Genomic DNA, 24525 nt, shown 5'->3' with positions numbered 1-24525 from the left:
CAGTCGTGTCCGATTTCCGCTAGCGGATGCGGTCGGCTGCTGCCATCGTGGACAGCGTGACCGCTTCCACCCTGGACTTCGACCGCTGCTACCGGGCCGTATCCACCCGTGACGCCCGCTTCGACGGACAGTTCTTCACCGCCGTGCGCACCACCGGCATCTACTGCCGGCCATCCTGCCCGGCCATCACCCCGAAGCGGGTCAACGTGACCTTCCTGCCGACGGCGGCGGCCGCCCAGCAGGCCGGGTATCGCGCCTGCCGGCGCTGCCTGCCGGATGCGACACCGGGTTCACCACTGTGGAACACCCGCGCCGACCTGGCCGCCCGCGCGATGCGCCTGATCGGTGACGGACTGGTGGAACGCGGCGGGGTCCCGGCACTGGCCTCCGGTCTCGGTTACTCCCAGCGCCAGCTGACCCGGGTACTCACCACCGAACTCGGCGCCGGCCCGCTGGCCCTGGCCCGGGCACACCGGGCACACACCGCCCGGTTGCTGATTCAGACCACCACGATGCCGATGTCCGATATCGCCTTCGCGGCCGGTTTCGCCAGCATCCGGCAGTTCAACGACACCGTGCGCGATGTCTTCGCCGTCAGCCCGAGCATCCTGCGTACCGAAGCCCGCCGGGCCCGCGGCGATACCGGGGCGCCCGCCGGCAACGGCGCCCTCACGCTGCGCCTGCCGTACCGCGAACCCCTGGACACCGCCTGGCTGGACTGGTTTCTCGGCGCACATGCGGTCCCCGGAATCGAGGTGGCCGACGATGCGGGATACGCCCGGAGCCTGCGCACCCCGCACGGATACGCGATCGCCCGGCTCGCCTTCGGCCCCGGCCATATCCGCGCCCAGCTGTCCCTGCACGATATGCGCGACCTCGCCCCCACGGTCGCCCGGCTGCGGCATCTGCTCGACCTCGACGCCGACCCGCACGGCATCGACGCAGCCCTCGACGACGCCCGGCCGGTCACCGGACCACCTCCGTTCACCCCCGGAATCCGGGTGCCCGGTGCGGTAGACGGTCCGGAGCTGCTGTTGCGCACCATGATCGGCCAGCAGATCTCGGTCGCGGCGGCCACCACACACACCGGCCGCCTGGTCGCCGAGCTCGGCGAACCGATTCCCGGCCCCATCCCCTACCTGTTCCCGACACCGGAGGTGATCGCCGAACGAGGTGCCGAAGTACTCACCGGCCCGGCCCGCCGGATCCGGGCAATCGTCGGGGCCGCGGCCGCCCTCGCCGGTGGTGAACTGGTCCTGCATCCGGGCCGGACCGCCGCCGAACTGCGCCGCGACCTGCTCGCCCTCGGCGGTGTCGGCCCGTGGACGGCCGACTACGTGACCATGCGGCTGCTCGCCGACCCGGACATCCTGCTCGGCACCGATCTGGTGGTCCGACGCGGTGCGGAACTGCTCGATATCGACCTCCGCGACGCCGGGCGCTGGGCGCCATGGCGCTCCTACCTGTCCATGCATCTGTGGAAGACCGCCATCGCGCACCGAGCCACCGGCTGATCCCACCCACCCCGACCGACCTGCGACGAAAGCGAATCCTCGTGTCCCGGAACGCCTCCTCCCCCACCGACCGCACTGCCGACACCGCGACGCTCGATACACCGATCGGCCCGTTCACCGCCGTGGTCGACGACGACGGCGTGGTTCTCGCCGCCGGCTGGACCGCCGATGCCGAAGAACTCCGCGGGCTGATCCATCCCGGCCTGCGCCCGGGCGGCCTGCGCGCCCGGGCCGAACTGGGCGCTGTCACGCGGGCCGTCCGCGACTACCACGCGGGTGTCCTCACCGCCATCGACGACATCCCGGTCCGGCAGCAGTCCGGCGAATTCCTCCGGCACGCCTGGGATGTGCTGCGCACCGTCCCGGCGGGCGCCCCGGTCACCTATACCGAATTCGCGGCCTCCGCCGGTCGCCCGGCCGCCACTCGCGCCGCCGCCAACGCCTGTGCCCGTAATGCCGCGGCCCTGTTCGTGCCGTGCCACCGGGTGCTGCGCATCGGCGGCAATCTGGGCGGGTTCCGCTGGGGGCTGGACGCGAAACGCTGGCTGCTCGAACACGAACGCGCCGCCTGAGCGGAACACCGGCTGATCGCGGTGGCCCGGAGGCGGAAGCGAAGCGTAACCACGCAGGGCCTCGCGGGTCAGCCCAATTCAACACCGGCTGATCGCGGTGGCCCGGAGGCGGGATTCACGCGACAGTGGCCTGCAGCCGGGAACCGTCCCGGCCGCGGACCACGTGCAAGCGACTCGGGATACGCTGCCGCATCTCGTCGACGTGGCTGACCACGCCGACCACCCGGCCGCCGGCCCGCAGTTCGTCGAGCACACCCATGACGGCGTCGAGGGTGTCACCGTCCAGGCTGCCGAAACCCTCGTCGATGAACAGGGTGTCCAGGACCAGGCCGCCGGTTTCGGCGGCGACGATATCGGCCAGACCGAGCGCCAATGCCAGGGATGCCATGAAAGTTTCGCCGCCCGAGAGGGTCTTGGCGGGGCGGATCGCGCCGGTGTAGTCGTCGCGGATGTCCAGGCCGAGCCCGCCGCGGCGGCCCCTGGGCCCGGCCCGGTCGGTGTGCACGAATTCGTAGCGGCCCTGCGACATCCGGCGCAGCCGGATCGACCCGGCCACCGCGACCTCTTCGAGCCGAGCCGCCAGCACGTACGAACGCAGCGACATCCGGCGGTTGTTCTCCCCGCGCCCGGCCACCACATCCGCGAGACCGGCCAGTTCGTCGAAGGACGACTGGATCGGCGCGATCCGCTCCACTTCGGCCCACAGTTGCGCGCCCAACTCCTCCAGCTGCCCGACCCGGGTGACCGCGGCCGAATGCGCCGCGACGGCGTCGTCCTGCGCCGCCCGGGCCGCGGCGTACTGCCGGTCGAGATCCGCGATATCGGCGACTTCGAGGTCGGCAGCCGCCCGGATATCCGGTTCGGCGAGCACCGCCTCGGCGTGCGCACGTTCCCGGTCGGCGTGGATGAGCTCCTGCTCGATGCGTTCCAGCTGGTCGGGACTGCGAACGACCTCCGCCACCAGTTCGGCGCATGCCTTCAGCAGCGCGATGTCCTGGTCCGGGGATTCGTTCCTGGTCCGGTCGGCGGGCTGCGGATCACCGGGCGCCGGGTCCCGGTCCACCACCGGCGCCGGCCCCGGCTCGGACTCCGGCTCCGGCTCCGGCTCCGGTTCGTGCCTCGACTCCGGCTCGGGCTCGGGCTCGGGCTCGGGCTCGAAGAGATCGAACAGCGTCGGCTCGGTATCCACGAGTGAGGCGGAAACCACGGCGGGGTCGACCGGCGCGGCATCCGCCCCGGTGCTCCGGCTCGTTCGCATGCCCGGTTCCTGCCCGGACTCGTTCGACGGACGACCGTCGATCCGGTCGGTCCCGACATCCGGCCCGGCGGATACCCGGGCCGGGATGGTGGCGGATTCGCGAGGGCCGGCGGCGTCTGATGCGGTTGTCGACCCATCCGGACTTCCGGAGGCCGATCGGCCCCGGGCGCCCGGGTCGCCGGCACCGGCAGCGTGGTCTGCGTCCGGACGTGTTGTCACCTGCGGGCGGCAGCGGTCCGCGAACCCGGCGGGGACGAAATCCGCGGCGTAGCTCCGGGCGGCGACCCGGTCGGCGGCGGCGCGGACCGCGGCGGCGGCCGAGTCCACCTCGGCGCGAGCGGTGCGCAGTGATTCGGCGGCTTCGATCAGGTTCCGCAATCGGGCAGCGCGGCGATCGACGGTTTGGTCGGCGCCGGCCGCCGCACGTAGTTTCACGGCGAGTTCGTCTCGGCGATCCGTTGCGTCGGCGATCCGAGCCGTGACCGTTCCGAGCCGGGTCTCGGTATCGCGGACCTGCTCGTGCAGCCGATCCTGCTCGGTGCGCAGCGCGGTCAGGGCCGTCGTCGCCGCGTCGTGGCGATCGGCGGTCTCCTGGGCATCGTCGACCCGGTCGGCGGCGGCCCCGACCTCGGCCGCGAGCTGCACCGGATCGGTATCGCCGCCCCGGGCGAGCAGCGCTTCGATCTCGCGTTCCAAGGCGTTGACCCGCTCACCGGCTCGATCCCGCGCTGCCTCGGCGGTCCGTTCGGCGGCCACCGCGGCCGCCTCGGCCTGCTCGGACACCGCGTCCTCGGTGGGCCGGGCCGGATGCGGATGCTCGGCCGATCCGCATACCGCGCACGGGGTCCCGCTCGCCAGCCGGCCGGCGAGTTCGGCGGCCATTCCGGCGAGCCGACGCTCCCGGAGGTCGAGCACGGTGTCCCGGGCGTCGTTGTAGGTGCCGCGGGCCGACTCGTAGGCCACTCGGGCGCGGTCGAGTCCGGTGCGGCTGCGCGACAGTTCGACCGCCGCCGCCGCGGCGTCCTGGAGCCGCCCGAGCTCCGCCCGCAGCCCCGGCAGGGCGGCGGCGGCCTCGTTGGTCTCCCGGACCCGGGTCTCGGCGGCCACCAGCGCATCGGGTAATTCGGCGGCCCGGGTCGTCAACTCCCGTGCGCGGGTGGTGAGCTCGTTTTCGGTGGCCCGGAGACCGGCCAGTTCGGTGTCCAGCTCGGTAACCGTCTCGGCGTCGGACCGTACCTCTCCCAGTGCGCCGAGTGCGGTTTGCCAGACCGCGGCCGCAGCAGCCGGATCGCCGTCGGTGACCACGGTGCTGCCGGACTCGTCACGGGACAACGGCAGTAGCTCGGCACCGGGCAGATCGGCCGCGGCCGCGTCGGCGAGCAATTGCGCCATCGCGGCGGCGTGCCGGTTTCGCCCGGCCTCGGCGCCCCGATAGGTGCGAACCACCGGGCGGGCCTCGTCCAGTGCCTGCACCACCGGCAGCGCCTGCCGGGCTCGGTCGAGCTCGGCGGCCATCCGTGCCCGCCGGTCGGCACCTGCGGCGAACTCGGCCAATTCCGCGCGCGCGGCCCGGCCACGCCGCTGCAGCTCCCCGATCCGCCGCTGCTCCTCGCCATGCCTGCGGATCTGCTCGGCCGTGCTCTTGCGGCTTTCGGCGATGCGCATCGCCTCGGCCAGCTCGGTTCGCGCGGTATCGAGCAACTCTTGCGACCACTGCACCGCTTCGGCCACTTCCACCGATTCGGTGGCGGTGACCCCGGCCGCCATCCCGATCCGGGTGATCAGCCGGTCGATCCCCTGTTTCCGCTCCGCCAGATCGGCCGCGGCGGATCGGCGCCGATCGGCCAGCCACTGTTCGGCGGTGCCGAATCGTTCGGTGTCGAAGAGCTTTTCCAGCAGCTTCTCGCGGTCCTCGTTGTCGGCCCGCAGGAATCGGGCGAAATCTCCCTGCGGCAGCAGGACCACCTGGAAGAACTGATCCGCACTCATTCCGAGCAGGCGCAGCACCTCGTCGCCGATATCGGTGATCCGGGCGAGGTTCTCACCCGAACCGTCCAGCCAGGTCAGCGTGGCCTTGGGCGGATCCACCCGGGTACCCGTCCCACGCAGCTTCGGCCGCTCGAACTCCGGAATCCTGGTCAACCGGATCCGCCGGCCGCCGACGGTGGCCTCCAGCGCCACTTTCGGGGGTGTCTGCGCGGGCGCATGGTCGGAGTGCAGCCGCTTGCTCTCCCCCCGGGCCCCCGGAACCCGGCCGTAGAGCGCGAAGGCGATCGCGTCGAGCACCGTGGTCTTGCCGGCGCCGGTGTGCCCGTGCAGTAGGAACAGCCCGTCGGCGCCGAGTTCGTCGAAATCGACGACGGTCGTATCGGCGAACGGCCCGAACGCGGTCATCTCCAGCCGGTGCAGCCTCATCCGGCCACATCCGCCGTGGACCGGGTCATGCGACCTCCCCTGGTTCGGTTCCGTATGCCGGAGCGTGCTCGTCCCGGCGCACCGCCACCGCCGCGGTCAGTGCCTGTTCCACCCAGTCGACCTCGGCGGCGCTGGGCGCACCACGCACATCGGTGAGGAAGCCCACCGCCACTTCGGCGTCGCGCCGCCCGTGCACGCGTTCGCGGTAGTGCAGTTCCGGGTTGCCGCCCGGCCGTTCCCATTCGACATGCACCGCATGCGGGAACCGATCCCGCAGCTTGCGCATCGGGTCCACGGGGCGGGCGTTGTCGGTCAGCGTCACGGAGACGTAATGCTGCTCGGCCTCGCTGTATTCGGCCGAGGTGAGCAGCTCGTCCAGGGTGCCGGTGAGCCGGCTCAGGCCGCGGGCGAGCGGGAGGTCGTGCCGGGTCACTCCGGCGAGCCCGGCGGCATCCAGATCGACGATCCACACGGCCTTGCGGTGGGAGCTCTCCGCGAACGAGTACGGCAGCGGCGAACCGGAGTACCGGACCGGCTCCGCCAGGGTCTGCGGCGAATGCAAGTGCCCCAGCGCCACATAGTCGATCCCGTCGAAGGCCCGCAGCGGCACCGTCTCCACGCCACCCACCGAGATGGACCGTTCCGATCCGGTCGCCTCCCCGCCGACCACGAACGCATGGGCCAGCACCACCGAGCGCACCCCGGACCGACCCGCCAGGTCCGCGCGGATCCGCGCCATGGCCGCGTCGAGGATTTCCGCATGCGACCGGGCCCGCGGCACCCCGAGCTCGGCGCGGGTGATCTCCGGTTCCAGGTAGGGGATGCCGTAGAACGCGACCGGACCGTGTTCGTCGGCACGCAGCACCGGCCGGTGCGCGTCGGCCACCCGGGTGCGCAGGTGCAGGCCACCGGCGGCGGCGAAATCGGCTCCCGCGCCCAATCGCACCGGCGAATCGTGGTTACCCGAGGTGACCACGAGTTCGGCGCCGGCCGCGCGGATCGCGGCCAGCCCGCGCTGACACACCGCGATCGCATCCGCGCTCGGGATGGATCGGTCGTAGACATCGCCCGGAACCACCACGGCGTCGACCGATTCCGCGGCGACCAGATCGGCGATCGCCGCAAGCACCCGCTCCTGATCGGCGAGCAGATCGACACCGTGGAAGGTGCGGCCGATATGCCAATCGGAGGTGTGCAGGATCCGCATGTCGCGAAACCGTAGGACACCGCACCGACAACTTTCAATATGCCGCGACGCGCCGGGCGTTGCCGGACGGTTGCGGACTTGTCGGTGCCGTCGGGCACCATCCGGACATGACCGCATCGACGCTCGTCGCGCTCCTGCTGGTGTTCGCCGCCGGGTTCGGTCTCGGCTGGCTCACCCATACCGCCCGCGGTGGTCACCGTGCCACGGCCGCCGAGGCGCGGCTGGCCGCCGCCCACGACAACGAGCGGTTGCTACGGCAATCGCTGCAGGCCGCGAACGACGACGCGGCCCGCCGGCACGCGCAGGCGGTCGGCGCCCTGGTCGATCCGCTGCGCGACGCAGTGGGTGCCCTGACCGAGAACCTGCGGAAGGTGGAGCATCAGCGAGTGGACGCCTATTCGAGCCTGCGGGAGCAGGTGGCGGGCATGCAGCACACCTCGCAGCAACTCGCCGGCCAGACCGGTCAGCTGGTCAGCGCGCTGCGGGCACCGCAGGTCCGGGGGCGGTGGGGTGAGATCCAGCTGGAACGCGTCGTGGAACTGGCCGGGATGAGCCGGCACTGTGATTTCGACACCCAGGTCACCCGGCGAGCCGGACTCGACGACGAACGGGTGGTCCGTCCGGATCTGGTGGTCCGGCTCGCCGGCGGCCGGCACATCGTCGTCGATGCCAAGGTGCCGTTCACCGCGTATCTGGAGGCGTGCACCACCGACCGGCCCGGTGCCCGGGCAGAGCTGCTCACCCGGCATGCCAAACACCTGCGCAGCCATATCGACCAGCTCGCCGACAAGTCCTACTGGACGGCGTTCGACCCCGCACCCGAGTTCGTGGTGCTGTTCGTGCCCGGCGACCCGTTCCTCGATGCGGCCCTCGGCACCGACCCGGATCTGCTGGAGTACGCCTTCGGCCGCAATGTCGTACTCGCCACGCCCACGACCCTCATCGCGTTGTTGCGGACGGTGGCCTTCGGCTGGCGGCAGGAGGCGTTGTCCCAGGATATGGCGACGGTCCGGCGGCTCGGCCAGGAGCTGTACAGCCGCCTCGGCAAGGTCGCCGGCCACCTGGACGAGCTCGGAACACACCTGAACCGGGCGGTGACGGCCTTCAATGCCACCGTGGGTTCCATGGAGTCCCGGTTGCTGGTCAGCGCCCGGCGGATGCACGAACTCGGCATCGGTGACCAGGACCTTCCATTGCTGCAGCCCGCCGACACCCGGCCCCGCTCGGTGGCCTTCGCCGAGGCCGAGGGCACCGGCTGAGCGGCGACCGGAGCCGGACGGGCCCGGCGATCGCACAGTCGGCCGGTCCGGACTTCGGACGTGCCCTGGCGCGCACGAAGCGGTAAGCCGGTTAATGTCATGGGGTGGCTGCTTCCCAACGTGCGCGATCCCGGGTCCCCGCGCCGCAACGTTCCATCCTGCCGACGGTGCCGGGCGTGTCCGCCGGCGTCGCCGTGCTGATCGCGGTCGGCGCCACACTGGTCGGTTTCCTGATCGACCTGGTCGGCGGGGAAACCGAGCCGACCGGAAGTTTCGACGCGTGCTACGTGCTGGGTTGTGTGCTGGCCGTGCTCGCGGTGCGCTATCGCGGCCTGTTCATCACGATGGTCCTGCCACCGCTGCTGTTGTTCGTCTCGGTCCCGGTGGTCTCGCAGATCCTCGACGGTGGTGGCTCGTCCTCGCTGAAGGATGTGCTTTTCACCCTGGCCATCCCGCTGGTTCAGCGGTTCCCGGTGATGTTGCTCGGCACCGTGCTGGCGCTGGCCATCGGCGGCATCCGGATCCTGCTGCACCGGAACGCGCCGGGTCCGGCAGCGGCGCTCGGTGCCGAGCCCGGCCGCAGCTCCCGGCGTCGGCGGCCCGATGGCGACGGCCGGACCGGAGGTGGCCGGACCAGGCCGTCTACCGCCCGGACCGGCCGCGGTGACGGTTCGGGCCGGGGGTCCGGCGGCGCCCGCGGGTTCGGGTCGGGTACCGGCCGCAGGTCCGGCACCGGCCGTGGATCGGGTACCGACCGGCCCGAGCGTGGTTCCGCCGGGAGCCGGGGGGCCGATCGTGGATCGGCTTCGGGACGGGGAGAGCGTTCGTCCAAGCGCGGGTCCGGCACCGGCCGGCAGCGAACCCCGGAGACGCCGACCGCCGGCCGAGGACGCCGCAGGGAATCCGACCCCCCGCCGAAGCAGCGGGGTTCCCAGCGGGGCAACACCCAACCGGCACGGCCACCCCGGCGCGGCGGCGCAGCCGTCGACGACCCGGCAACCGCTGTCGATATGAAGAGCCCGGCCCGCCGGAAGCCGGAACCGGCCCGTGGGCGCGAGCCACAGCCCGCCCCATCCGCCCGAAGCGGCGGCCGACGCGGCGAGCCCCCACCGCACCCGCAGCCCAATGTGCGTTACCGCGATCGCGACTCCGGCCGGACCCCGCGCCGACGCGGCGGCGCCTGAGCCGAACCATTCGAGAGCCGGGTGCCCGATCGAACCGCCCACCTATGAGCGACAACTCTGTGCAGGCCATCCCGGCAGGTGAGCTGTCGCTCATAGGTGGGCGGAAAAAACGGTAGTTCGGACCGGTGGCATGCTCGGTCTTCCTCGCCCGGCCGGTTGTCCACCCGGCATTGGCTGTCTCGGACCGACTGGCCGTCCCGTCCCTCCAACAGGCGCCTCGGGCCAGGGTCCACCGGGGCCGGGTTCAGCGGCGCGGTGTGCGCAGTTCCCTGGGCAGCGCGAAGACCAGGGTCTCGTTGGCGGTGGTCACCGACTGCACCTGGCCGAAGCCGTGCTCGGCGAGCAGTTCGAGGACCCCGGTCACCAGGATCTCGGGTACCGAGGCGCCGGAGGTGATGCCCACCGTCCGGACGCCGTCGAGCCAGGCGGGGTCCACTTCGCGGGCGTAGTCGACCAGGTGGGCGGCCTTCGCACCCGCACCCAGCGCCACTTCCACGAGCCGCACCGAGTTCGACGAGTTGCGCGAGCCGACCACGATCACCAGATCGCATTCCGGGGCCATCGCCTTGACCGCGACCTGCCGGTTCTGGGTGGCGTAGCAGATGTCGTCGCTCGGCGGGTCCTGCAACGCCGGGAACCGGTCCCGCAGCCGCTGCACGGTCTCCATCGTCTCGTCGACGCTGAGGGTGGTCTGCGACAGCCAGATCACCTTGTTCTCGTCGCGCACCACCACATCGTCGACGGCATCGGGGCCGTCCACCACCTGGACATGGCTGGGCGCCTCGCCCGAGGTGCCCTCCACTTCCTCGTGGCCGACATGTCCGATGAGCAGGATGTCGTAGTCGTCCCGGGCGAATCGCTTGGCTTCCTGGTGCACCTTGGTCACCAGCGGGCAGGTGGCGTCGATGGTGCGCAGGTTGCGGGCGGCGGCGGTCTCGTGCACGGCCGGCGCGACGCCGTGTGCGGAGAACACCACGAGTTCACCCTCGGGCACCTCGTCGGTTTCGTCGACGAAGATCACGCCACGCTCCCGCAGCGTCTCGACGACGTGCCGGTTGTGCACGATTTCCTTGCGGACGTAGATCGGTGCGCCGTGCTTCTCGAGTGCCTTCTCCACGGTTTCGACGGCCCGGTCGACACCGGCGCAGTAGCCACGCGGTTCGGCCAGCAGGACTCGCTTGCCACCGGCGGGCGACGAGCCGGCCGAACCGGCGATTCCGACGTTCAGGGGAATGGCCGAGGTCATGCCCCCACCTTACGTGCGCGGCCCGGCGGGCACCCGACCGGACGGGGCAGTTGGTCACATCCGGCCTTCGACGTCTTTGCAGAACACCGTGTATCGGGCAGGCTGAGACCCATGTTTCGACCTCCCTTCCTGGCCCGGGTCGCCGCCGGGGCAGCTGTCTATGCCATCGAAGAGACCCGGCGGCTGCCCACGGCGGCCGTGCATTTCCCGATCACCGCGATCAGCCGGGTGTTGCAGACCACCATGCACGTGCAGCAGTTCGTGACCAGCCTGGCGCTCAAGGGCGACGCGGTCTTCGAACGGATCGGCGGCACCGCGGACCAGCCGGAATGGGCAACCTTCGACGAGGATCTGCCCACCGAGCCGGTCACCGAGCGCCGGGTCAGCCGATTCGACCTGGTCGGCGCCGACACACCGGAACCCAGCAGCAACGGCAGCAGCAACGGTCGTGCCGCAGCCACGCTGGTGGCTGTCGAGACCGAGCGCGAGACCGAACCGGAACCCGAACCGGAGCCGGTCGGCGAGGTCATCGCGCCGGAGGTCGCCGTGCGCTACGACTACCCGAACATGACGCTCGCTCAGCTGCGCGCCCGGCTGCGGATGCTGACGGTCGAGGAGCTGCGCCAGCTGCTCGAGTTCGAGAAGCAGACCGGTGCGCGAGCGCCGTTCGTCACCATGCTGACCAACCGGATCGCCACCGTCACCGCCAAGCAGTAACTCGCCCTTCGACGGCCGGCCGCGCGGCAGCGCGGCCGGCCGTCGCCGTGTGAAGCATCTCGTGGTGCCCGGTTCTCGAATGTCGGTGGCACCACGTATACCTGTCCTATGACTCGCGACGGCAGCACCGAGCCCGGCGGCACCACCCCGCGCGCCGCGGCCAGTTCGCCCGAACAGCCGTGGCCGGTGCGGACGGTCGCGATCAAGGTCGCCCAGTGGATCGACCGGCTCGGCAGCATCTGGGTCGAGGGGCAGCTGACCCAGATCAACCAGCGGCCCGGCTCCCGCACGGCATTCCTGGTACTGCGCGATACGGCGGCGGACATGTCGCTGTCGGTGACCTGCGATCCGGAGCTGCTGCGACGTAGTCCGGTACCACTCACCGAAGGCAGCCGGGTGATCGTCTACGGCAAGCTTTCGTTCTTCACGGGGCGCGGCACGGTATCGCTGCGGATTACCGAGATCCGCGCGGTCGGAATCGGTGAACTCCTCGCCCGGATCGAACGGTTGAAGGCATTGCTGGGCGCGGAGGGGTTGTTCGACGAACGCCGCAAACGCCCGGTTCCGTTCCTGCCCGGCACGGTCGGCCTGATCACCGGCCGGGCCAGCGCCGCCGAACACGATGTGCTGACCGTCGCCCGCGACCGCTGGCCGGCAGTGCGTTTCGTGGTCCGCAACACTGCGGTCCAGGGCCCCACGGCGGTACCGCAGGTGGTGGCGGCGCTCGACGAACTCGACCGGGATCCACAGGTCGATGTGATCGTGCTGGCCCGCGGCGGCGGCAGTGTCGAGGACCTGCTGCCCTTCTCCGACGAGACGCTGTGCCGAGCGATCAGCGCCGCGACCACACCGGTGGTCAGCGCGATCGGCCACGAACCGGACAGTCCGCTCAGCGATCTGGTGGCCGATCTGCGGGCCGCGACACCGACCGACGCGGCCAAGCGGATCGTTCCCGACGCCGCCGCCGAACTCACCGGGGTGCGGGAACTGCGCGCGCGGTCCGCCGCGGCCCTGCGCGGCTGGGTGCAGCGGGAGACACACAGCCTCGCTCAGCTGCGGTCCCGCCCGGTACTAGCCGATCCGCTGCGTGAACTGGGGCACCGGCACGACGAGGTGGAACGGTTGCGCAGCACGGCTCGCCGCACCGTCGGGCATCTGGTGCAGGCCGAGACCACCACCACCCGGCACCTCCGCGAGAAGCTGACCGCGGTGGGCCCAGCCGCCACCATGGCCCGCGGCTACGCTGTCGTGCAGCGCGTCGAAGGCCACCAGCGGCACGTGATCCACTCGGTCGACGATGCCCCGCCGGGTAGCCAGCTGCGGATCCGGGTCGCCGACGGTGCCGTCACCGCGGCGGCGCTGGGTGTCCAGCGGATCGTCGGCGCGACCGCCGAATCCGACCGGAAGGGGAACTGAGCGTGGCCGATACCGACGGCACCGAGGCCGACGAGATCGCCGGCTTCGGCTACGAACGGGCCCGCGACGAGCTGGTCAACGTGGTGAAGATGCTCGAACAAGGTGGTATGGACCTCGACGACTCGCTGGCCCTGTGGGAACGCGGTGAAGCCCTCGCCCGGCGCTGCGAGGAACACCTGGCCGGTGCCCGGCAACGCGTCGAAGACGCACTCGCCCGCACCGACGGCGATTCGGCCGACTGACGGCCGTCAGCCGGCGATCGGGGTGGCCGCGCCGATCGCCTCGGCCAGCGTGGTGAAGGCCGCTTCGTCGCCGGCACCGGTGATCAGGACCCGGGCGTCCCCGAAATCGGTGATCCAGGCGGATTCCTCGGTCGGTTCGGCATAGACCACCCAGGTGCGGCCGTCGACGTCGGTCGTCCCGGACGCGTACCGGGAGCCCAGGTCGTGCCGGGCCAGTTCGGTCTCGGTGGCGTCCGACTGCGACATCCGCATATAGGTGCCCTGCGGGGTGATGTAGCCGACGGTGCTGACCGAGCCGTCGGCCAGCGGCTCGCGGCTGCCCGAGTTGGGTGTCCAGCCGTCGGGCAGATCCGGGTTGCGGATCGGGAAGGGCAGCGTCCGGGCATCCTGGGTGAGTGCGGTATCGGCGTCGAAGTCCGGGATCGGCCCCTGGGTCGGACCGCTCGCCGAGAACGTGCACTGGCTCGCCGCACCCGCCAGCACCACCGCGATCAGCACGAGCGGAATCAACGACCAGAACAGATCCCGGTAGTCGTTCATGATGCGTGGCTTTTGGTACGACACTCCTCCAAGTATCCACTCGGTGCGCCGGGACCTGCCCGTAGGGGTATCGGCACTGTCCGGATCGGAGCAAATGAGACAATGGTCGCCGTACATCGACGCCAAGGAGGCACCCCGCAATGACGGCATCTTCGCCCGCTCCGAGCCGCCGCGAGGCACCCGACCGTAACCTCGCGCTCGAGCTGGTCCGCGTCACCGAAGCCGGTGCGATGGCCGCCGGCCGCTGGGTCGGCCGCGGTGACAAGGAGGGCGGCGACGGTGCGGCCGTCGATGCGATGCGCCAGCTGGTCAGCTCGGTGTCGATGCGCGGCATCGTCGTCATCGGCGAGGGCGAGAAGGACGAAGCGCCGATGCTGTACAACGGCGAGGCCGTCGGCGACGGCTCCGGCCCGGAGGTGGACTTCGCCGTCGACCCGATCGACGGGACCACGCTGATGTCGAAGGGCTCGCCGGGCGCCATCTCGGTGCTGGCCGTCGCCGAGCGCGGCGCCATGTTCGACCCGTCCGCGGTGTTCTACATGCACAAGATCGCCGTCGGCCCGGACGCCGCCGATGTGATCGATATCTCGGTTCCGATCGGCGAGAACATTCGTCGGGTCGCCAAGGCGAAGCGGATGGCGAAGTCCGATCTGACCGTCTGCATCCTGGATCGGCCCCGGCATGCCCAGCTGATCCAGGAGGTCCGCGACGCCGGCGCCCGGATCCGGCTGATCTCCGACGGTGACGTCGCCGGCGCCATCGCCGCGGCCCGGACCAACTCCGGCACCGACATCCTGGTCGGCATCGGCGGCACCCCCGAGGGCATCATCGCCGCCGCCGCAATGCGCTGCATGGGCGGCAGCCTGCAGGGCATGCTCGCCCCCAAGGACGACGAAGAGCGGCAGAAGGCCATCGACGCCGGCCACGACCTGGACCGGGTTCTGTCCACCGAGGACCTGGTCTCCGGTGAGAACGTCTTCTTCTGCGCCACCGGCGTCACCGACGGCGACCTGCTGCGCGGGGTCCGCTACTTCGGCGGCGGCGCCGAAACCCAGTCCATCGTCATGCGTTCCAAGTCCGGCACGGTCCGCATGATCGACGCCTACCACCGCCTCACCAAGCTCCGCGAATACTCCTCCGTCGACTTCGACGGCGACGAATTCGCCACCCCGCCCCTGCCCTGACCGGCGGGGGAACACATGAGATGACGATCGGGCGCCGTACAGCAGCCTGATCGTCATCTCACGGCAGCGTTCTGCACCCGACGGTCCCGGATTCGAGCAAACTTCACGGAACCGGCCGGCTCTGCCGCGCGTCTAGTGAGGTAGGTGGGTAGCTGCCCGCGAGTCGTGAGCCTGGAAGGAACCTGTAGAAATTGACCGACGAACTGAATGTCGAGCCGGATGACCTGGACACATTTGCCGGAACGTTGAAGACGCTGGCTGCCGATCACCCTCAGGCTATCCCGTACGTCCAGCAATGGGTGAACGTCGACAACAATGCCGGTGGGGTGTTCCTGACCAGCGTTGTCGACACCCTGCATCAGATCCTACGGGATATGGAGTCGAATCTGAACAAACTCGGTTCAGTCACAGCGAGTTCGGCTACAGAGCTGACCAAGGCAGCTCAGATGTACCGGACCACCGACCGCGCGACCGCAGCTGCGCTCGACAAGACCTACGTCGGAGAAGCCGAGTGACCGCCACGCCTATAAAGACGCCGACCGAACACCTCACCGATCCACAACCGGACGATCCGATTCCAGATCTGGTCGAGCTGGTCATCAACGGCAACGTCGTGTCGCCCAGTTACTGGATCAACTATGTCCTGAACAAGACACTCGGTCTCGATCCGTTGACTTACACAACCAACAAGATCGCGGGAGACTGGCAGGCACTGCAGCAGGCCGGAACAGCGCTGGGCAACCTGTCGGACTATCTCCGTACTTACTCCACAGCTATCTCCGGCGAAAACCGCCAGGTTCAGAACAGCTGGCAGGGCAATGCTGCCGCCGCCGCTGACGACTACTTCAACAAGCTGACGGATGCTCTGAACACGCAGGCGAGCACTCTGAACGATGTCGAGTACACGATCGACGAATACGCGTTGTCGTCCTATTCCATGGCGCAGTTCATCTGCGGAAGGATTCAAGACATATACGACGCGGCAATCATTCTGGCAGTCAAAGAGGCCGCAGCAGCTGCAATGGCAACCACCGGCGTCGGCGCTGTTGGCTCGGTGTTCACCACCGCGTCCGCCGTATACGAGGTAGCGCAGATAGTAGAGGGATGGGCCGAGGTACTCTGTGAGTTCACCAAGTGGGTTTTTGCAGCCGAGGCAGCTGCGGGCTTGGTTCTAGGCGCTGTTGCGACGATCAGTTCCACTGATATCCCCGAATTGAGCGGGGACACTTATGATCACCCGGGGGTCCGATGAGCACTAACGCTGGATATCCGCCCAATGAGGACCAACCGATGCTGGACGTTGCACGTGGTGACATCGGCGTATCGCGGCAGGTGGCGGCCGCACTGCGCATTGTCGCAGCGAACTCACGAGATGACGTACTGAAGCACCAAATCGGCGAAATTCTCGCCGGCCGCGGAAGCGTGCGGGAACTGGCCGGTGCCGAGCCCTTCAACCGAGTACTCGACGGCGTACTTCCGACCGCAATGGAAGAACTCTCGAAGCTTCCGGACGAAGAACGCGAACGACTGACCGAACAGGGCCGCGCCGAGCTCGCCCGGTACCGCGAATCACCGACGCCTCCGCCGGGCCCTTTGGAGCAGACGCGACCCGCAGCGACCCCCGAGCCACCAACGCCCGCCCCTTCCTCCGAACCGGCAACCCCGCCAAGGTTCGAAACCTCCTCGAGCCGAGTGATCCCCGGCACCCGAAAACCGAACCGGGAGCTTGTTGTCACACCGGATGACGACGATGAGGATGATCGGTATTTCCGGGATCGACAGCAACGTGGCTGGCTCGAATAGCCGATGAGAAACCCACCTGGTTCGGGCCGCCATATCGACGTGTCGCTGCGCATCCTTCGTAGTCCAGCAGAGGAGAACGCGTTCGATCCACGGTCGCCGCGACACTACTCGGTCGTCGATGCGCTGCCCCCGGTATGCATCACGCATGGACGCGCCGCGGTCGGCGTGTACCCGGTACCCATCCAGTTCGACGGCGCTGTACGACACACACTGTGGACCCGACTGTCGGATTACACGAGGCAGTACTTCACCAATGGACTGCGCAGATCCGCAGTCGTGCAGACCGAAGCAGACACAGTGGTCCATGCAGAGTGGCCGATCTGCCGACGTTGCCGGTTGCGGATCCGCGCCCGCGAATCCGTCTTCCTCTTCCTCGTCTTCGCTGCGATGTGCACAGTGATCGGACTGTACGGAGCTGCCCAGTTGGGCTACCGGGAAATCACTGTCGCGCTGGCGTTCGTCATCGGATTGGGCACACCGGTGATTCTGCTGGCCATCACCGCCGCCTTCACCGGCGCTGCAGGGACCCCGGTGCGAAAGATTCGACACAGCCAGGAGCGCCGGCAAGTCACCGTTCGGGCGGCTCGCCCCTTTGCCGAGGCGTTCCGCAACCGAACCTGCTCCAGCTGATCCGGGGCCGCCTACATCGGACAGCACCGCGTCAGGATTGTGCGGTTCCGATCGGATCGTGCTGCACCGGTGATGGCACATCCGTGGTGTTGCACACGCCCAGGATCACCCCGTTTGCCAACATCTGTTGACCCACCCCGGACCGGGGCCGTATATTTGGTCAACAGACGTTGGCAAACGCCCGTTGGCCTGGTGATTCCTTGGAGGGCAACATGATTCCCGAACAGACCGATGTTCTGATCGTCGGCGGCGGCCCGACCGGGCTACTGCTCGCCGGTGACCTCGCCCGCGCCGGTGTGGAAACCACGCTGGTGGAGAAGCATGCGCACGGCTCCGACCTGACCCGGGCGTTCGGCGTGCATGCCCGCACCCTGGAGCAGTTCGACGCCCGGGGCATCGACGGTGCGGTGCTCAGCGTCGGCAAGACCGTCGACCGGCTGCGGATCTTCGGGGACGTGGCGGTCGATCTCGGACACCTCCTCGACGGCCGGTTCCGGTACCTGCTGATCACCCCGCAGACGCATGTCGAAGACGTGCTGCGGCACCGCGCCCGGGAACTGGGCGCGAACCTCGTCGCCGGTGCCGAACTGATCGACTCGACCGCCACCGACGACCACGTCGAAGCCCGGATCGACCACGACGGCAAGACAACCCGGGTCACTGCCCGGTACCTGGTCGGCGCGGACGGCCACCGCAGCACGGTCCGCACCGAACTCGGGCTGCCGTTCCCCGGCGACTCGGTGCTCCGGTCCATCATGCTGGCCGATGTCCGGCTGGCCGACCCACCCGACGATGTGCTGACCGTCAACGGTGTCGGCGATGCGTTCGCCTTCATCGCACCGTTCGGCGACGGCTATTACCGGATCTTCGCCTGGAACCGCGACAACCAACTACCGGATACCGCACCGGTCGACCTCGACGAACTGCGCGATGTGGCCCGCCGGGCGCTGGGTACCGATTTCGGCATGCACGATCCGCGCTGGATGTCGCGATTCCACAGCGACGAACGGCAGGTGCCCGAATACCGCGTCGGCCGGGTGTTCCTGGCCGGCGACGCCGCACACGTGCACTCCCCTGCGGGTGGTCAGGGCATGAACACCGGCTTGCAGGACGCCGCGAACCTGGGCTGGAAGCTGGCCGCGGCCGTCCAGGGCTGGGCACCCGAGGGGCTGCTGGACACCTACCACGCCGAACGTCATCCGGTCGGCGAGGAGGTGCTGCGCAGCAGCGGCGCCATCATCCGGGCGGCGATGATCGGCAGCCGGGTCGGCCGGATGCTGCGCAATGCCGGTGCCGGGGCGGCGCTGTCGCTGCCACCGGTCGGGCACCGCGTCGCGGGCTCGGTTTCCGGGCTCGGCTTCCGGTATCCGCGACCGAACGGGGCACATCACCTGGTCGGGCAGCGGGCCCTCGATATCGCCCTCACCGGCGAACCGGCCCGCCTGTACGAGGCGCTGCGCCCCGGGCGGTTCGTGCTGACCGCCCCCGACCCCGACGCGGTCACCTTGAACGGCGCCGGCGCGCACGTCGACATCGTCCGCGCCGCCGACCCGGAACAACCGCCGGTCCTGGTGCGTCCCGACGGATACATCGCCTGGGCCGCCGATCATCCGGACCCCACGCAGATCACCGACGGGATCGCGGGCTACTTCCGCTGAGGTAACCCGGGTCGCCGACGTTGCACCGGCCGGCGACCCGGTCCCGCCGACTTCCGCGGCCGGACCATCAGGACGGATCCACAGACAGCGAACCCTGATCGTCGGTGACCTCGACCGTCACGGTCTCACTACCGGAACGCCAGCCGTACACCTGGCAATCGAACCGGTTGCCGGCCTCGACAACGACGGAACCGGGACACCTCGCGCGAATATCGGCCTCTTCACGAACGCCCTGCAGCGCTTTCGCCACCGAATCCTCCACCGCCGCCTGGTCCAGGACCCGCGGCGGGTCGGCTCGGCCGATATCGGCCCCCAGCACCTTCACCGTCACCGCCAGCGCACAGGCCGCGACGACCACCGAAGACCCCGCCAGGACCACCCGAGCCATATTCTGTTGATCAGCCACGCAACCATTGCAGACCATCGGGTGCCTTCCGGCAAGACTTGCAGCAACCGCCGACCAACAGCTCACCCTGTCCGCACCCCACCGCGAACAAGTAGCGGATAGCTGACGAATCCACTAGCGTCGCAACGTTAGTCACCGCCAGGAAGGATTCCCATTCATGAAGTTCCGCCGCCTGTTCCGTCGTAGTATTCTCACCGCCGCCGCGGCCACCGGACTGTTTGCAGCGGTGGCTGCGCCGGGGCACGCCGCACCGGCACCGGAGATGCAGTACCTCGGAATGGGTGTGGTCAATGGGAACTGCGCGCGAGGACTGGCCGTCCAGGACTGGCTCGGGTTCCGACTTCCGGTCGAGCCCCGGGCCGGTGTGGACACCGTGTTGCTGGTGGACGTGGCGATGAACTACGGGCCGGGGTCATATGTCGAGGTGCCGTCCGTCGGGATGCGGACTCTGTTGCCGATCGCGATGCGCGATGCAGGACATGCCTCGCTGGCACTCGGCCCGCTCGAACCGGGGCCACTGCAGGTGCGAGTCGTCGTCCCGGCGGGATCCGGCAGCTCGGGGCCCGGGTGCGAACAGACGATCCACGTGCGGTAGCCGCCGCTCTTGCGTGAGCCGGTCGGCAGATCACCGGCGCGCGAGGTAGAGCGTCTGGGTGCTGCGCCCCAACGGCCCCTTCTCGTCGAACAACGCCGATTCGGCCATCCCGATCCCGTGTGATTGCGGATAGGTTGCAGCGTCCAGGCACACCCACTCGCCCACCGGCTGCCGGTGCAGGGTGACGGTGAGATCGGTATTGATGAACAGGTAACGCTCCCAGTCCAGGACTGCGCTCACCCCGTTGCCGGAATCGGCGGCGGCCAGGGTGCGTTCCAGCGGGCTCGGGGCGGCGCCCGCGACGATCGGGTACTTCAACCGGATCCAGCAGATCGCGGGACCTGGTTCGGTGAAGGAGCCGCTGACGAAGCGGTACTCGATCGCGGTGTGGAACCCGACCGCCTGCGTGGACGGGAACGGGCGCGGCGCCGGCGCATTCTCGGGTCCGGGCCGCGTACCGGCGGGCCGGAACTGCCCGGGCAACTCCAGTTCCGGTTCGGCCGACCGGAATCGCCACGCATTGGCCTTCATCACCGGCCCGCGCTCGGTCGACAGCGTCGCCTCCAGCAGTTCGACATTCCGTCCCGGCCGGGTGACCCGCGCTTCGGCCGTGAGCGGTTCCAGCGGGACCGGCCCGAGGATCTCCACCGCGACCCGCCCCACCCGGAACCCCTCGCGCGGCTCGCACCGCTCGATCACATGCCCGAGCAATGCCGACGGCGGCCCGGCATGCTGCGCATCCGGCGACCACGGCCCGCGCGTGAGTTCGGTGGACAGGTATCGGCCCGGCTGCTCCGGGTCCGGCAGGTAGAACGCCTCGCTCACTTCGCACTCCTCACCAGCCGTCGCCATTCGGCGAAAGTTTGCTCACCGGACGATTCTGCCAGCAAGAATGCGGCACAACCATGCCGTGCGAAGTCTCGGGGCAACCGTTCCGAACCGGGGGCACCGACGCCACCGGCGTGGCACCCCTGCAACTACACGTGCACTCCTACACTCGGACCCGGGGGGCGCGACACCACAGAACGTCAGGACGGTGGGATTCCCCATGCCGCAGTGGCAGACCATCGAACTCAGCGAGGCTGCGCTCTACATCGAACCTGCCGAGTACCAGTGGCCGCCGATGATCGACACCCGCAACCCCGGGTCGCTACTCAGCATCACTTGTGACATGCACGGCAACGAGACCGCCCACATCTGGGTGGGCTGGACACACGGGCTGATCGACCTCGGAATCGACGCGGCCGCCACCGAGCCGGACATGGTCGCTCTGGACCAGTGGGAGACGGTCGAAGAGGGCGTGATCGACTTCGGCGCCACCGCGATGCTGACACGGACCACCCTGTCACATATCCGGCCCCCGGAGATCGATCAGTTGATACCGCTGCCGGCTGGATTGCACCGTGTCCGGGTGAGCGCCCGCGGGCGGGACCGTGACCGCAATGATGTCGCGATCCTGATCCAGCTGTGGCCGACCGTGGACCGGATGCCGATTACTCAGATCAAACACGATGACACGTTCGACGTGCACGAATACGAGCGGGATCAGGTCTACCGGATCCGGCGAAACCTGCCTGCGAGAACACGGCACGCCGACCCGGCCGGTACGAAGGTCACCGCACGAGCACCCGCCGCCGGACCGCCGGCGCGAACTCCGGTTTCACCGACTTGTTCCGGTTCTCTACCCGAGCAGTGGCAACGCATTCGCAACACCATCGAGCGCGCAAATGACCGCCTGTGGCTCGATCTCGTACATCCCGGTGCGGGACCGGAGGCCATCACCACCGCCGAGCGGCGTAGCGGCGTCGCCTGGCCGAACGAGCTCCGCGACTGGTTCACACTCCACAACGGCGGCGGCACCATCGACCTGCTGCCCGATCGGACGATCCTCGAACTGGACCAGGTGATCCGGATACACGAGATGCAGCAGGCAATCTGGACTGACATCGCCTCGGCCGATCCCGGCCGCACCGAGGTCCGGACACTCGCCGACTACGCACAAGCACCGGCAGGCTCCGAAGCAGGCCTGTTCCTACCGGAGTTCATCCCGATTGCCGAGCGCGACTCGACGATGCTGGTCTGCGACGTCCGCCCCGGCCCACTCCAAGGCTGTATCACCGAGTTCGGCAAAGACACCGCCGACGCATATCCACCGAAGTGGATTTCGTTGAGTGCCATGATCGCCGATCTCGCCACCAGCCTCGCCGACGGGACTCGCTTCGACACCGAATACCGGCCGGAGCCGACCATCGATGGATTGCGGTGGAACGCCGACCCGGCACCACCGCCCTGAGCCCCGTGAACCCGCCCACTGGAGGGCGGTCTCGCGACGAAAATCCATATCTCACATACCGCACACTTCCTCGGTGACCATGGGCCTTCGATCCGTCTATACGCGCAGCAGTGGGCCGTCCAGGCGTGCAGACGAGGTGCGGCCATACGCGCACACGAGCGATCTGTTGGTCCTGTCGGCCCAGCGCAGTCCACGCAGTTCCACCTGCGATTCGGCGCAGGATACCGTCGTGCAAACAGAACTCCGCATGTTCGTGCGACCGCAATGATCTCAACGAGGTGGTCGGCGTGGTCGCGAACCACTCGACCGCAGCGAACCAACCTGCGCCGATCGGCGATGTACATCGACGGGATTCCGCAGCGCCGCACCATGGGGAAGTTCAGTCATGGTACAGCGCTTCCCCGACCATCTCGTCGGTGATGATCTGCCCGGGCTCCGCCGGCAGGAGCACGAGACCGCCCGTACCACCATCCGGAGACGATTCTGCGGCCGGCCCGGCCGAGGCCGGCGCCGACACAGCCTCACCGAGACTCCTATTCTGCCCGGCGCTGACTCGCTCCCGCGCCGTGGCGAGCGGGCGAGGATCGATACCGAGGTCCGTTCGCATACCGCCAGAATATGCACATCACACATCACACATCAAAGCCATTCCGGCGTGGAACGCGACCCATTCGACGCCCAGCATCGGCGCCCTAACAATACCAAGTGACGCAATTTAGTTTAGGGCATGTTCGTCGAAGATACCCACGTCGACCAGCCGAGCGTGGGCTGATGCCGGTGGCTGTGTCGACTACCGGTTCGAACGGCAGCTTGCGAACTTAGTCGCCGAATGTCACATTCGTGAATTGATACCATCCGTCACCAATACTTTCCATCTCATCGGTACCGAAACCGCCCGGAACCCCGTGAGGGGAGTACACCCATCCAGGATTCCACCCGATACGTGTACCGCCTCGCGGTTCCCGAAAAAAGAAGACCTCTCCGTGACTATTGTCGAAAGCCCGCGATATTTTTATGCTCCCGAACTCGAGGTTGCTTTCGTAGGTCCGCCCGGGTTCGGAGTACAGGCGGTCGACAGCGGCATCGAAGTTGGGGCGATGTGAATCGAATTCCGACTCGGCAGGCCCAGGATAAACCTTCGGCTCGTCACCACATCCGATCATATAAATCGGCAGCAGCAGTAGTGCGGTTGTGAGAAAAGCTCGACCGCAGCACCTTCCCGTCATAGAGCCCATCTTGACAGGACTCTACCGCTTCCGTGCACCGGAACCGGCCATGACTCGGATGCCAGAATGCCCCACGGATCAAACAAGGCATGGTCCTCGCCGCCGGACAGCCACCTGGTGCGGGATGGGATGCGCTGAACATCCCCGTGCTCACCACGTTCTTCGACGTACTCGGCGCGCTCGCCCGGTCCGGTGTCAGCGCTGTAGCCGAGGCGGCCTTCCAGGACAAGCTGTGGCGGCCCAACTTGACCCCACTGTGCGAGTACGCAGAGCTCCACATCATCCAGTACACCGCCGCGACCCCGGTCGTTCGCGAACGCATCACCCACCGGGCCGGCACCGGGCCGCGCACGACGACAACAGCCTGCTAGGACAAGTGACGAGACTGTTGCCTGACAGCACTGTCGACACGCCGCAGCATTCTCGATGGGTCAATTCTCAGGGATGGAGGCGGTCCATCCCTCGCCGGATACCGAGTTCTCGCTGACGGCTTCGTGCGACTTGATATCGGTTGAGTCCTCGTAGATGTCGGCCGCGGACTCCGGCGGATCCCCATCGACAACGGGTTCTTCCACCTCGAGTAGGGCTCGCTCCTGTTCGTCTTCGTCGCCAGTTGGGTCATTGGCGGGTTCAGTGTTCACAGGCCCCTCTTTCAGAGTGTCGGACAGGGCTGGCTGTGCGTGACCCGTGGTGTTCAGAAGTATGACACCTGTGAGGGCAAGCGCAGCCGAAACTACGCCCAATAGCACCTTCGTTGTCTTCGTCACGGTCTGCCCTCCTTCGGCCCTCGATTAGCTTCCCATGCTTAGCTGGTTGGTGGGATCGGCAGGGAGCCACCGGAGGCAGTAACGACGAAGGCATCGTTATCAAACCACCCAGAAGGCAGTGGAAGCGTTCCGTGAAGACGAGTACGAATGGTTTTCATGGAGCAACCTCCGCGACACCGTCGCGACCGTCGTCGCGGTCGAGACCGGTGAGGACTGGCGGGCCAGCGCCCAGCTCGGACATGCCGAAGGGCTGCACCAGTCACGCACGTGGACCCCGACCCGCTACCGCAGGCAGCGCACCCACCTGGACCGCCGGCAGCGGAAAATGACACCGAAGTGACACTTCGACCGAAATCCACCCCTTCGAGAGGACGAGAAAAGTGGCCTTGACCA

The 24525-nt window shown here is 68.6% G+C and carries 24 protein-coding genes; 17 read left to right on the top strand and 7 right to left on the bottom strand.

Translation table 11 applies throughout. From position 1 onward, the window contains the following. The first annotated feature begins 26 nt into the window (after window positions 1-26). Window positions 27-1514 (top strand): AlkA N-terminal domain-containing protein, encoded by a 1488-nt coding sequence (locus tag AC1HFH_RS05975; protein ID WP_480246430.1) that lies wholly within the window; start codon window positions 27-29, stop codon window positions 1512-1514. Window positions 1515-1555: 41 nt separating this feature from the next. Beyond that, entirely contained in the window at window positions 1556-2086 is a 531-nt protein-coding gene (locus tag AC1HFH_RS05970) for a methylated-DNA--[protein]-cysteine S-methyltransferase (protein WP_480246429.1), read from the top strand. A 115-nt stretch (window positions 2087-2201) separates the two neighbouring features. On the opposite strand, the gene AC1HFH_RS05965 is transcribed toward AC1HFH_RS05970, so the two are convergent. Continuing rightward, entirely contained in the window at window positions 2202-5759 is a 3558-nt protein-coding gene (locus tag AC1HFH_RS05965) for an AAA family ATPase (protein ID WP_480246428.1), read from the bottom strand. Window positions 5760-5784: 25 nt separating this feature from the next. After that, the gene (locus AC1HFH_RS05960; protein WP_480246427.1) at window positions 5785-6966 is read right to left on the bottom strand and encodes an exonuclease SbcCD subunit D; all 1182 of its coding nucleotides are present in this window, start codon (window positions 6964-6966) and stop codon (window positions 5785-5787) included. 107 nt (window positions 6967-7073) lie between these two features. Between AC1HFH_RS05960 and AC1HFH_RS05955 the strand changes: the two genes are divergently transcribed. Beyond that, a complete protein-coding gene (locus AC1HFH_RS05955; protein WP_480246426.1) occupies window positions 7074-8225 on the top strand; it encodes a DNA recombination protein RmuC in 1152 nt (383 codons plus the stop codon). 104 nt (window positions 8226-8329) lie between these two features. Continuing rightward, a complete protein-coding gene (locus AC1HFH_RS05950) occupies window positions 8330-9409 on the top strand; it encodes a DUF6542 domain-containing protein (RefSeq protein WP_480246425.1) in 1080 nt (359 codons plus the stop codon). 244 nt (window positions 9410-9653) lie between these two features. On the opposite strand, the gene AC1HFH_RS05945 is transcribed toward AC1HFH_RS05950, so the two are convergent. After that, window positions 9654-10655, bottom strand: coding sequence for a 4-hydroxy-3-methylbut-2-enyl diphosphate reductase (locus AC1HFH_RS05945; RefSeq protein ID WP_480246424.1), 1002 nt, complete (start codon window positions 10653-10655; stop codon window positions 9654-9656). 111 nt (window positions 10656-10766) lie between these two features. On the opposite strand from AC1HFH_RS05945, the gene AC1HFH_RS05940 reads away from it, so the two are divergent. The 3 genes from AC1HFH_RS05940 to AC1HFH_RS05930 all read left to right on the top strand — a co-directional run bounded on the left by AC1HFH_RS05940 (window position 10767) and on the right by AC1HFH_RS05930 (window position 13030). Next, window positions 10767-11372: a lipid droplet-associated protein gene (locus tag AC1HFH_RS05940; protein WP_480246423.1), complete on the top strand. Its 606-nt coding sequence runs from the start codon at window positions 10767-10769 to the stop codon at window positions 11370-11372. Window positions 11373-11480: 108 nt separating this feature from the next. After that, window positions 11481-12788, top strand: a complete 1308-nt coding sequence (gene xseA, locus AC1HFH_RS05935; protein ID WP_480246422.1) for an exodeoxyribonuclease VII large subunit — start codon at window positions 11481-11483, stop codon at window positions 12786-12788. Next, entirely contained in the window at window positions 12785-13030 is a 246-nt protein-coding gene (locus AC1HFH_RS05930) for an exodeoxyribonuclease VII small subunit (protein WP_480247729.1), read from the top strand. Before xseA ends, AC1HFH_RS05930 begins: the two co-directional genes overlap by 4 nt. A 6-nt stretch (window positions 13031-13036) precedes the next feature. On the opposite strand, the gene AC1HFH_RS05925 is transcribed toward AC1HFH_RS05930, so the two are convergent. Next, window positions 13037-13594, bottom strand: coding sequence for a DUF4245 domain-containing protein (locus tag AC1HFH_RS05925; protein WP_480246421.1), 558 nt, complete (start codon window positions 13592-13594; stop codon window positions 13037-13039). A gap of 116 nt (window positions 13595-13710) precedes the next feature. Between AC1HFH_RS05925 and glpX the strand changes: the two genes are divergently transcribed. The 6 genes from glpX (at window position 13711) to AC1HFH_RS05895 (ending at window position 18845) form a co-directional block, all read left to right on the top strand. Then, window positions 13711-14754: a class II fructose-bisphosphatase gene (gene glpX, locus AC1HFH_RS05920; protein ID WP_480246420.1), complete on the top strand. Its 1044-nt coding sequence runs from the start codon at window positions 13711-13713 to the stop codon at window positions 14752-14754. Between the two features lie 191 nt (window positions 14755-14945). Next, a complete protein-coding gene (locus AC1HFH_RS05915) occupies window positions 14946-15269 on the top strand; it encodes a type VII secretion target (RefSeq protein ID WP_480246419.1) in 324 nt (107 codons plus the stop codon). Beyond that, window positions 15266-16006, top strand: a complete 741-nt coding sequence (locus tag AC1HFH_RS05910; protein ID WP_480246418.1) for a WXG100 family type VII secretion target — start codon at window positions 15266-15268, stop codon at window positions 16004-16006. The genes AC1HFH_RS05915 and AC1HFH_RS05910 overlap by 4 nt, the downstream gene beginning before the upstream one ends. 38 nt (window positions 16007-16044) lie before the next feature. Then, on the top strand, window positions 16045-16557 hold the full coding sequence (locus tag AC1HFH_RS05905) for a hypothetical protein (protein ID WP_480246417.1): 513 nt from the start codon (window positions 16045-16047) through the stop codon (window positions 16555-16557). A gap of 39 nt (window positions 16558-16596) precedes the next feature. Then, on the top strand, window positions 16597-17187 hold the full coding sequence (locus tag AC1HFH_RS05900) for a hypothetical protein (protein ID WP_480246416.1): 591 nt from the start codon (window positions 16597-16599) through the stop codon (window positions 17185-17187). Between the two features lie 212 nt (window positions 17188-17399). After that, window positions 17400-18845, top strand: a complete 1446-nt coding sequence (locus AC1HFH_RS05895; protein WP_480246415.1) for an FAD-dependent monooxygenase — start codon at window positions 17400-17402, stop codon at window positions 18843-18845. A gap of 67 nt (window positions 18846-18912) precedes the next feature. Here the strand turns inward: AC1HFH_RS05895 and AC1HFH_RS05890 are convergent, their stop codons facing one another. Further along, window positions 18913-19251, bottom strand: coding sequence for a DUF4333 domain-containing protein (locus AC1HFH_RS05890; protein WP_480246414.1), 339 nt, complete (start codon window positions 19249-19251; stop codon window positions 18913-18915). Between the two features lie 157 nt (window positions 19252-19408). Between AC1HFH_RS05890 and AC1HFH_RS05885 the strand changes: the two genes are divergently transcribed. Beyond that, window positions 19409-19846 (top strand): hypothetical protein, encoded by a 438-nt coding sequence (locus AC1HFH_RS05885; RefSeq protein WP_480246413.1) that lies wholly within the window; start codon window positions 19409-19411, stop codon window positions 19844-19846. A 30-nt stretch (window positions 19847-19876) separates the two neighbouring features. Here the strand turns inward: AC1HFH_RS05885 and AC1HFH_RS05880 are convergent, their stop codons facing one another. Next, the gene (locus AC1HFH_RS05880) at window positions 19877-20671 is read right to left on the bottom strand and encodes a thioesterase family protein (protein WP_480246412.1); all 795 of its coding nucleotides are present in this window, start codon (window positions 20669-20671) and stop codon (window positions 19877-19879) included. Window positions 20672-20894: 223 nt separating this feature from the next. Between AC1HFH_RS05880 and AC1HFH_RS05875 the strand changes: the two genes are divergently transcribed. Both AC1HFH_RS05875 and AC1HFH_RS05870 read left to right on the top strand, forming a co-directional pair. Further along, window positions 20895-22139 carry an SMI1/KNR4 family protein gene (locus tag AC1HFH_RS05875; RefSeq protein ID WP_480246411.1) on the top strand — a complete coding sequence of 415 codons (1245 nt, stop codon included), beginning with the start codon at window positions 20895-20897 and terminating at the stop codon, window positions 22137-22139. Between the two features lie 1315 nt (window positions 22140-23454). Further along, window positions 23455-23736 (top strand): hypothetical protein, encoded by a 282-nt coding sequence (locus AC1HFH_RS05870; protein ID WP_480246410.1) that lies wholly within the window; start codon window positions 23455-23457, stop codon window positions 23734-23736. A 60-nt stretch (window positions 23737-23796) separates the two neighbouring features. Here AC1HFH_RS05870 and AC1HFH_RS05865 read toward each other — a convergent pair whose 3' ends face one another. Then, window positions 23797-24132 carry a hypothetical protein gene (locus AC1HFH_RS05865; protein WP_480246409.1) on the bottom strand — a complete coding sequence of 112 codons (336 nt, stop codon included), beginning with the start codon at window positions 24130-24132 and terminating at the stop codon, window positions 23797-23799. A gap of 118 nt (window positions 24133-24250) precedes the next feature. On the opposite strand from AC1HFH_RS05865, the gene AC1HFH_RS05860 reads away from it, so the two are divergent. Beyond that, a complete protein-coding gene (locus tag AC1HFH_RS05860; protein WP_480246408.1) occupies window positions 24251-24472 on the top strand; it encodes a hypothetical protein in 222 nt (73 codons plus the stop codon). The last annotated feature ends 53 nt before the right edge of the window (window positions 24473-24525 follow it).

The organism is Nocardia sp. KT25-26 (assembly GCF_056627695.1).
The sequence above is the reverse complement of the archived record's forward strand: the minus strand, read 5'-3'. Positions and strand labels throughout refer to the sequence as shown.

Coding starts and splice junctions, on each gene's coding strand:
- AC1HFH_RS05975 (WP_480246430.1), top strand. CDS start 27: ATGCGGTCGGCTGCTGCCATCGTGGACAGCGTGACCGCTTCCACCCTG.
- AC1HFH_RS05965 (WP_480246428.1), bottom strand. CDS start 5,759: ATGAGGCTGCACCGGCTGGAGATGACCGCGTTCGGGCCGTTCGCCGAT.
- AC1HFH_RS05960 (WP_480246427.1), bottom strand. CDS start 6,966: ATGCGGATCCTGCACACCTCCGATTGGCATATCGGCCGCACCTTCCAC.
- AC1HFH_RS05955 (WP_480246426.1), top strand. CDS start 7,074: ATGACCGCATCGACGCTCGTCGCGCTCCTGCTGGTGTTCGCCGCCGGG.
- AC1HFH_RS05945 (WP_480246424.1), bottom strand. CDS start 10,655: ATGACCTCGGCCATTCCCCTGAACGTCGGAATCGCCGGTTCGGCCGGC.
- AC1HFH_RS05940 (WP_480246423.1), top strand. CDS start 10,767: ATGTTTCGACCTCCCTTCCTGGCCCGGGTCGCCGCCGGGGCAGCTGTC.
- xseA (WP_480246422.1), top strand. CDS start 11,481: ATGACTCGCGACGGCAGCACCGAGCCCGGCGGCACCACCCCGCGCGCC.
- glpX (WP_480246420.1), top strand. CDS start 13,711: ATGACGGCATCTTCGCCCGCTCCGAGCCGCCGCGAGGCACCCGACCGT.
- AC1HFH_RS05905 (WP_480246417.1), top strand. CDS start 16,045: ATGCTGGACGTTGCACGTGGTGACATCGGCGTATCGCGGCAGGTGGCG.
- AC1HFH_RS05895 (WP_480246415.1), top strand. CDS start 17,400: ATGATTCCCGAACAGACCGATGTTCTGATCGTCGGCGGCGGCCCGACC.
- AC1HFH_RS05885 (WP_480246413.1), top strand. CDS start 19,409: ATGAAGTTCCGCCGCCTGTTCCGTCGTAGTATTCTCACCGCCGCCGCG.
- AC1HFH_RS05875 (WP_480246411.1), top strand. CDS start 20,895: ATGCCGCAGTGGCAGACCATCGAACTCAGCGAGGCTGCGCTCTACATC.
- AC1HFH_RS05870 (WP_480246410.1), top strand. CDS start 23,455: ATGGTCCTCGCCGCCGGACAGCCACCTGGTGCGGGATGGGATGCGCTG.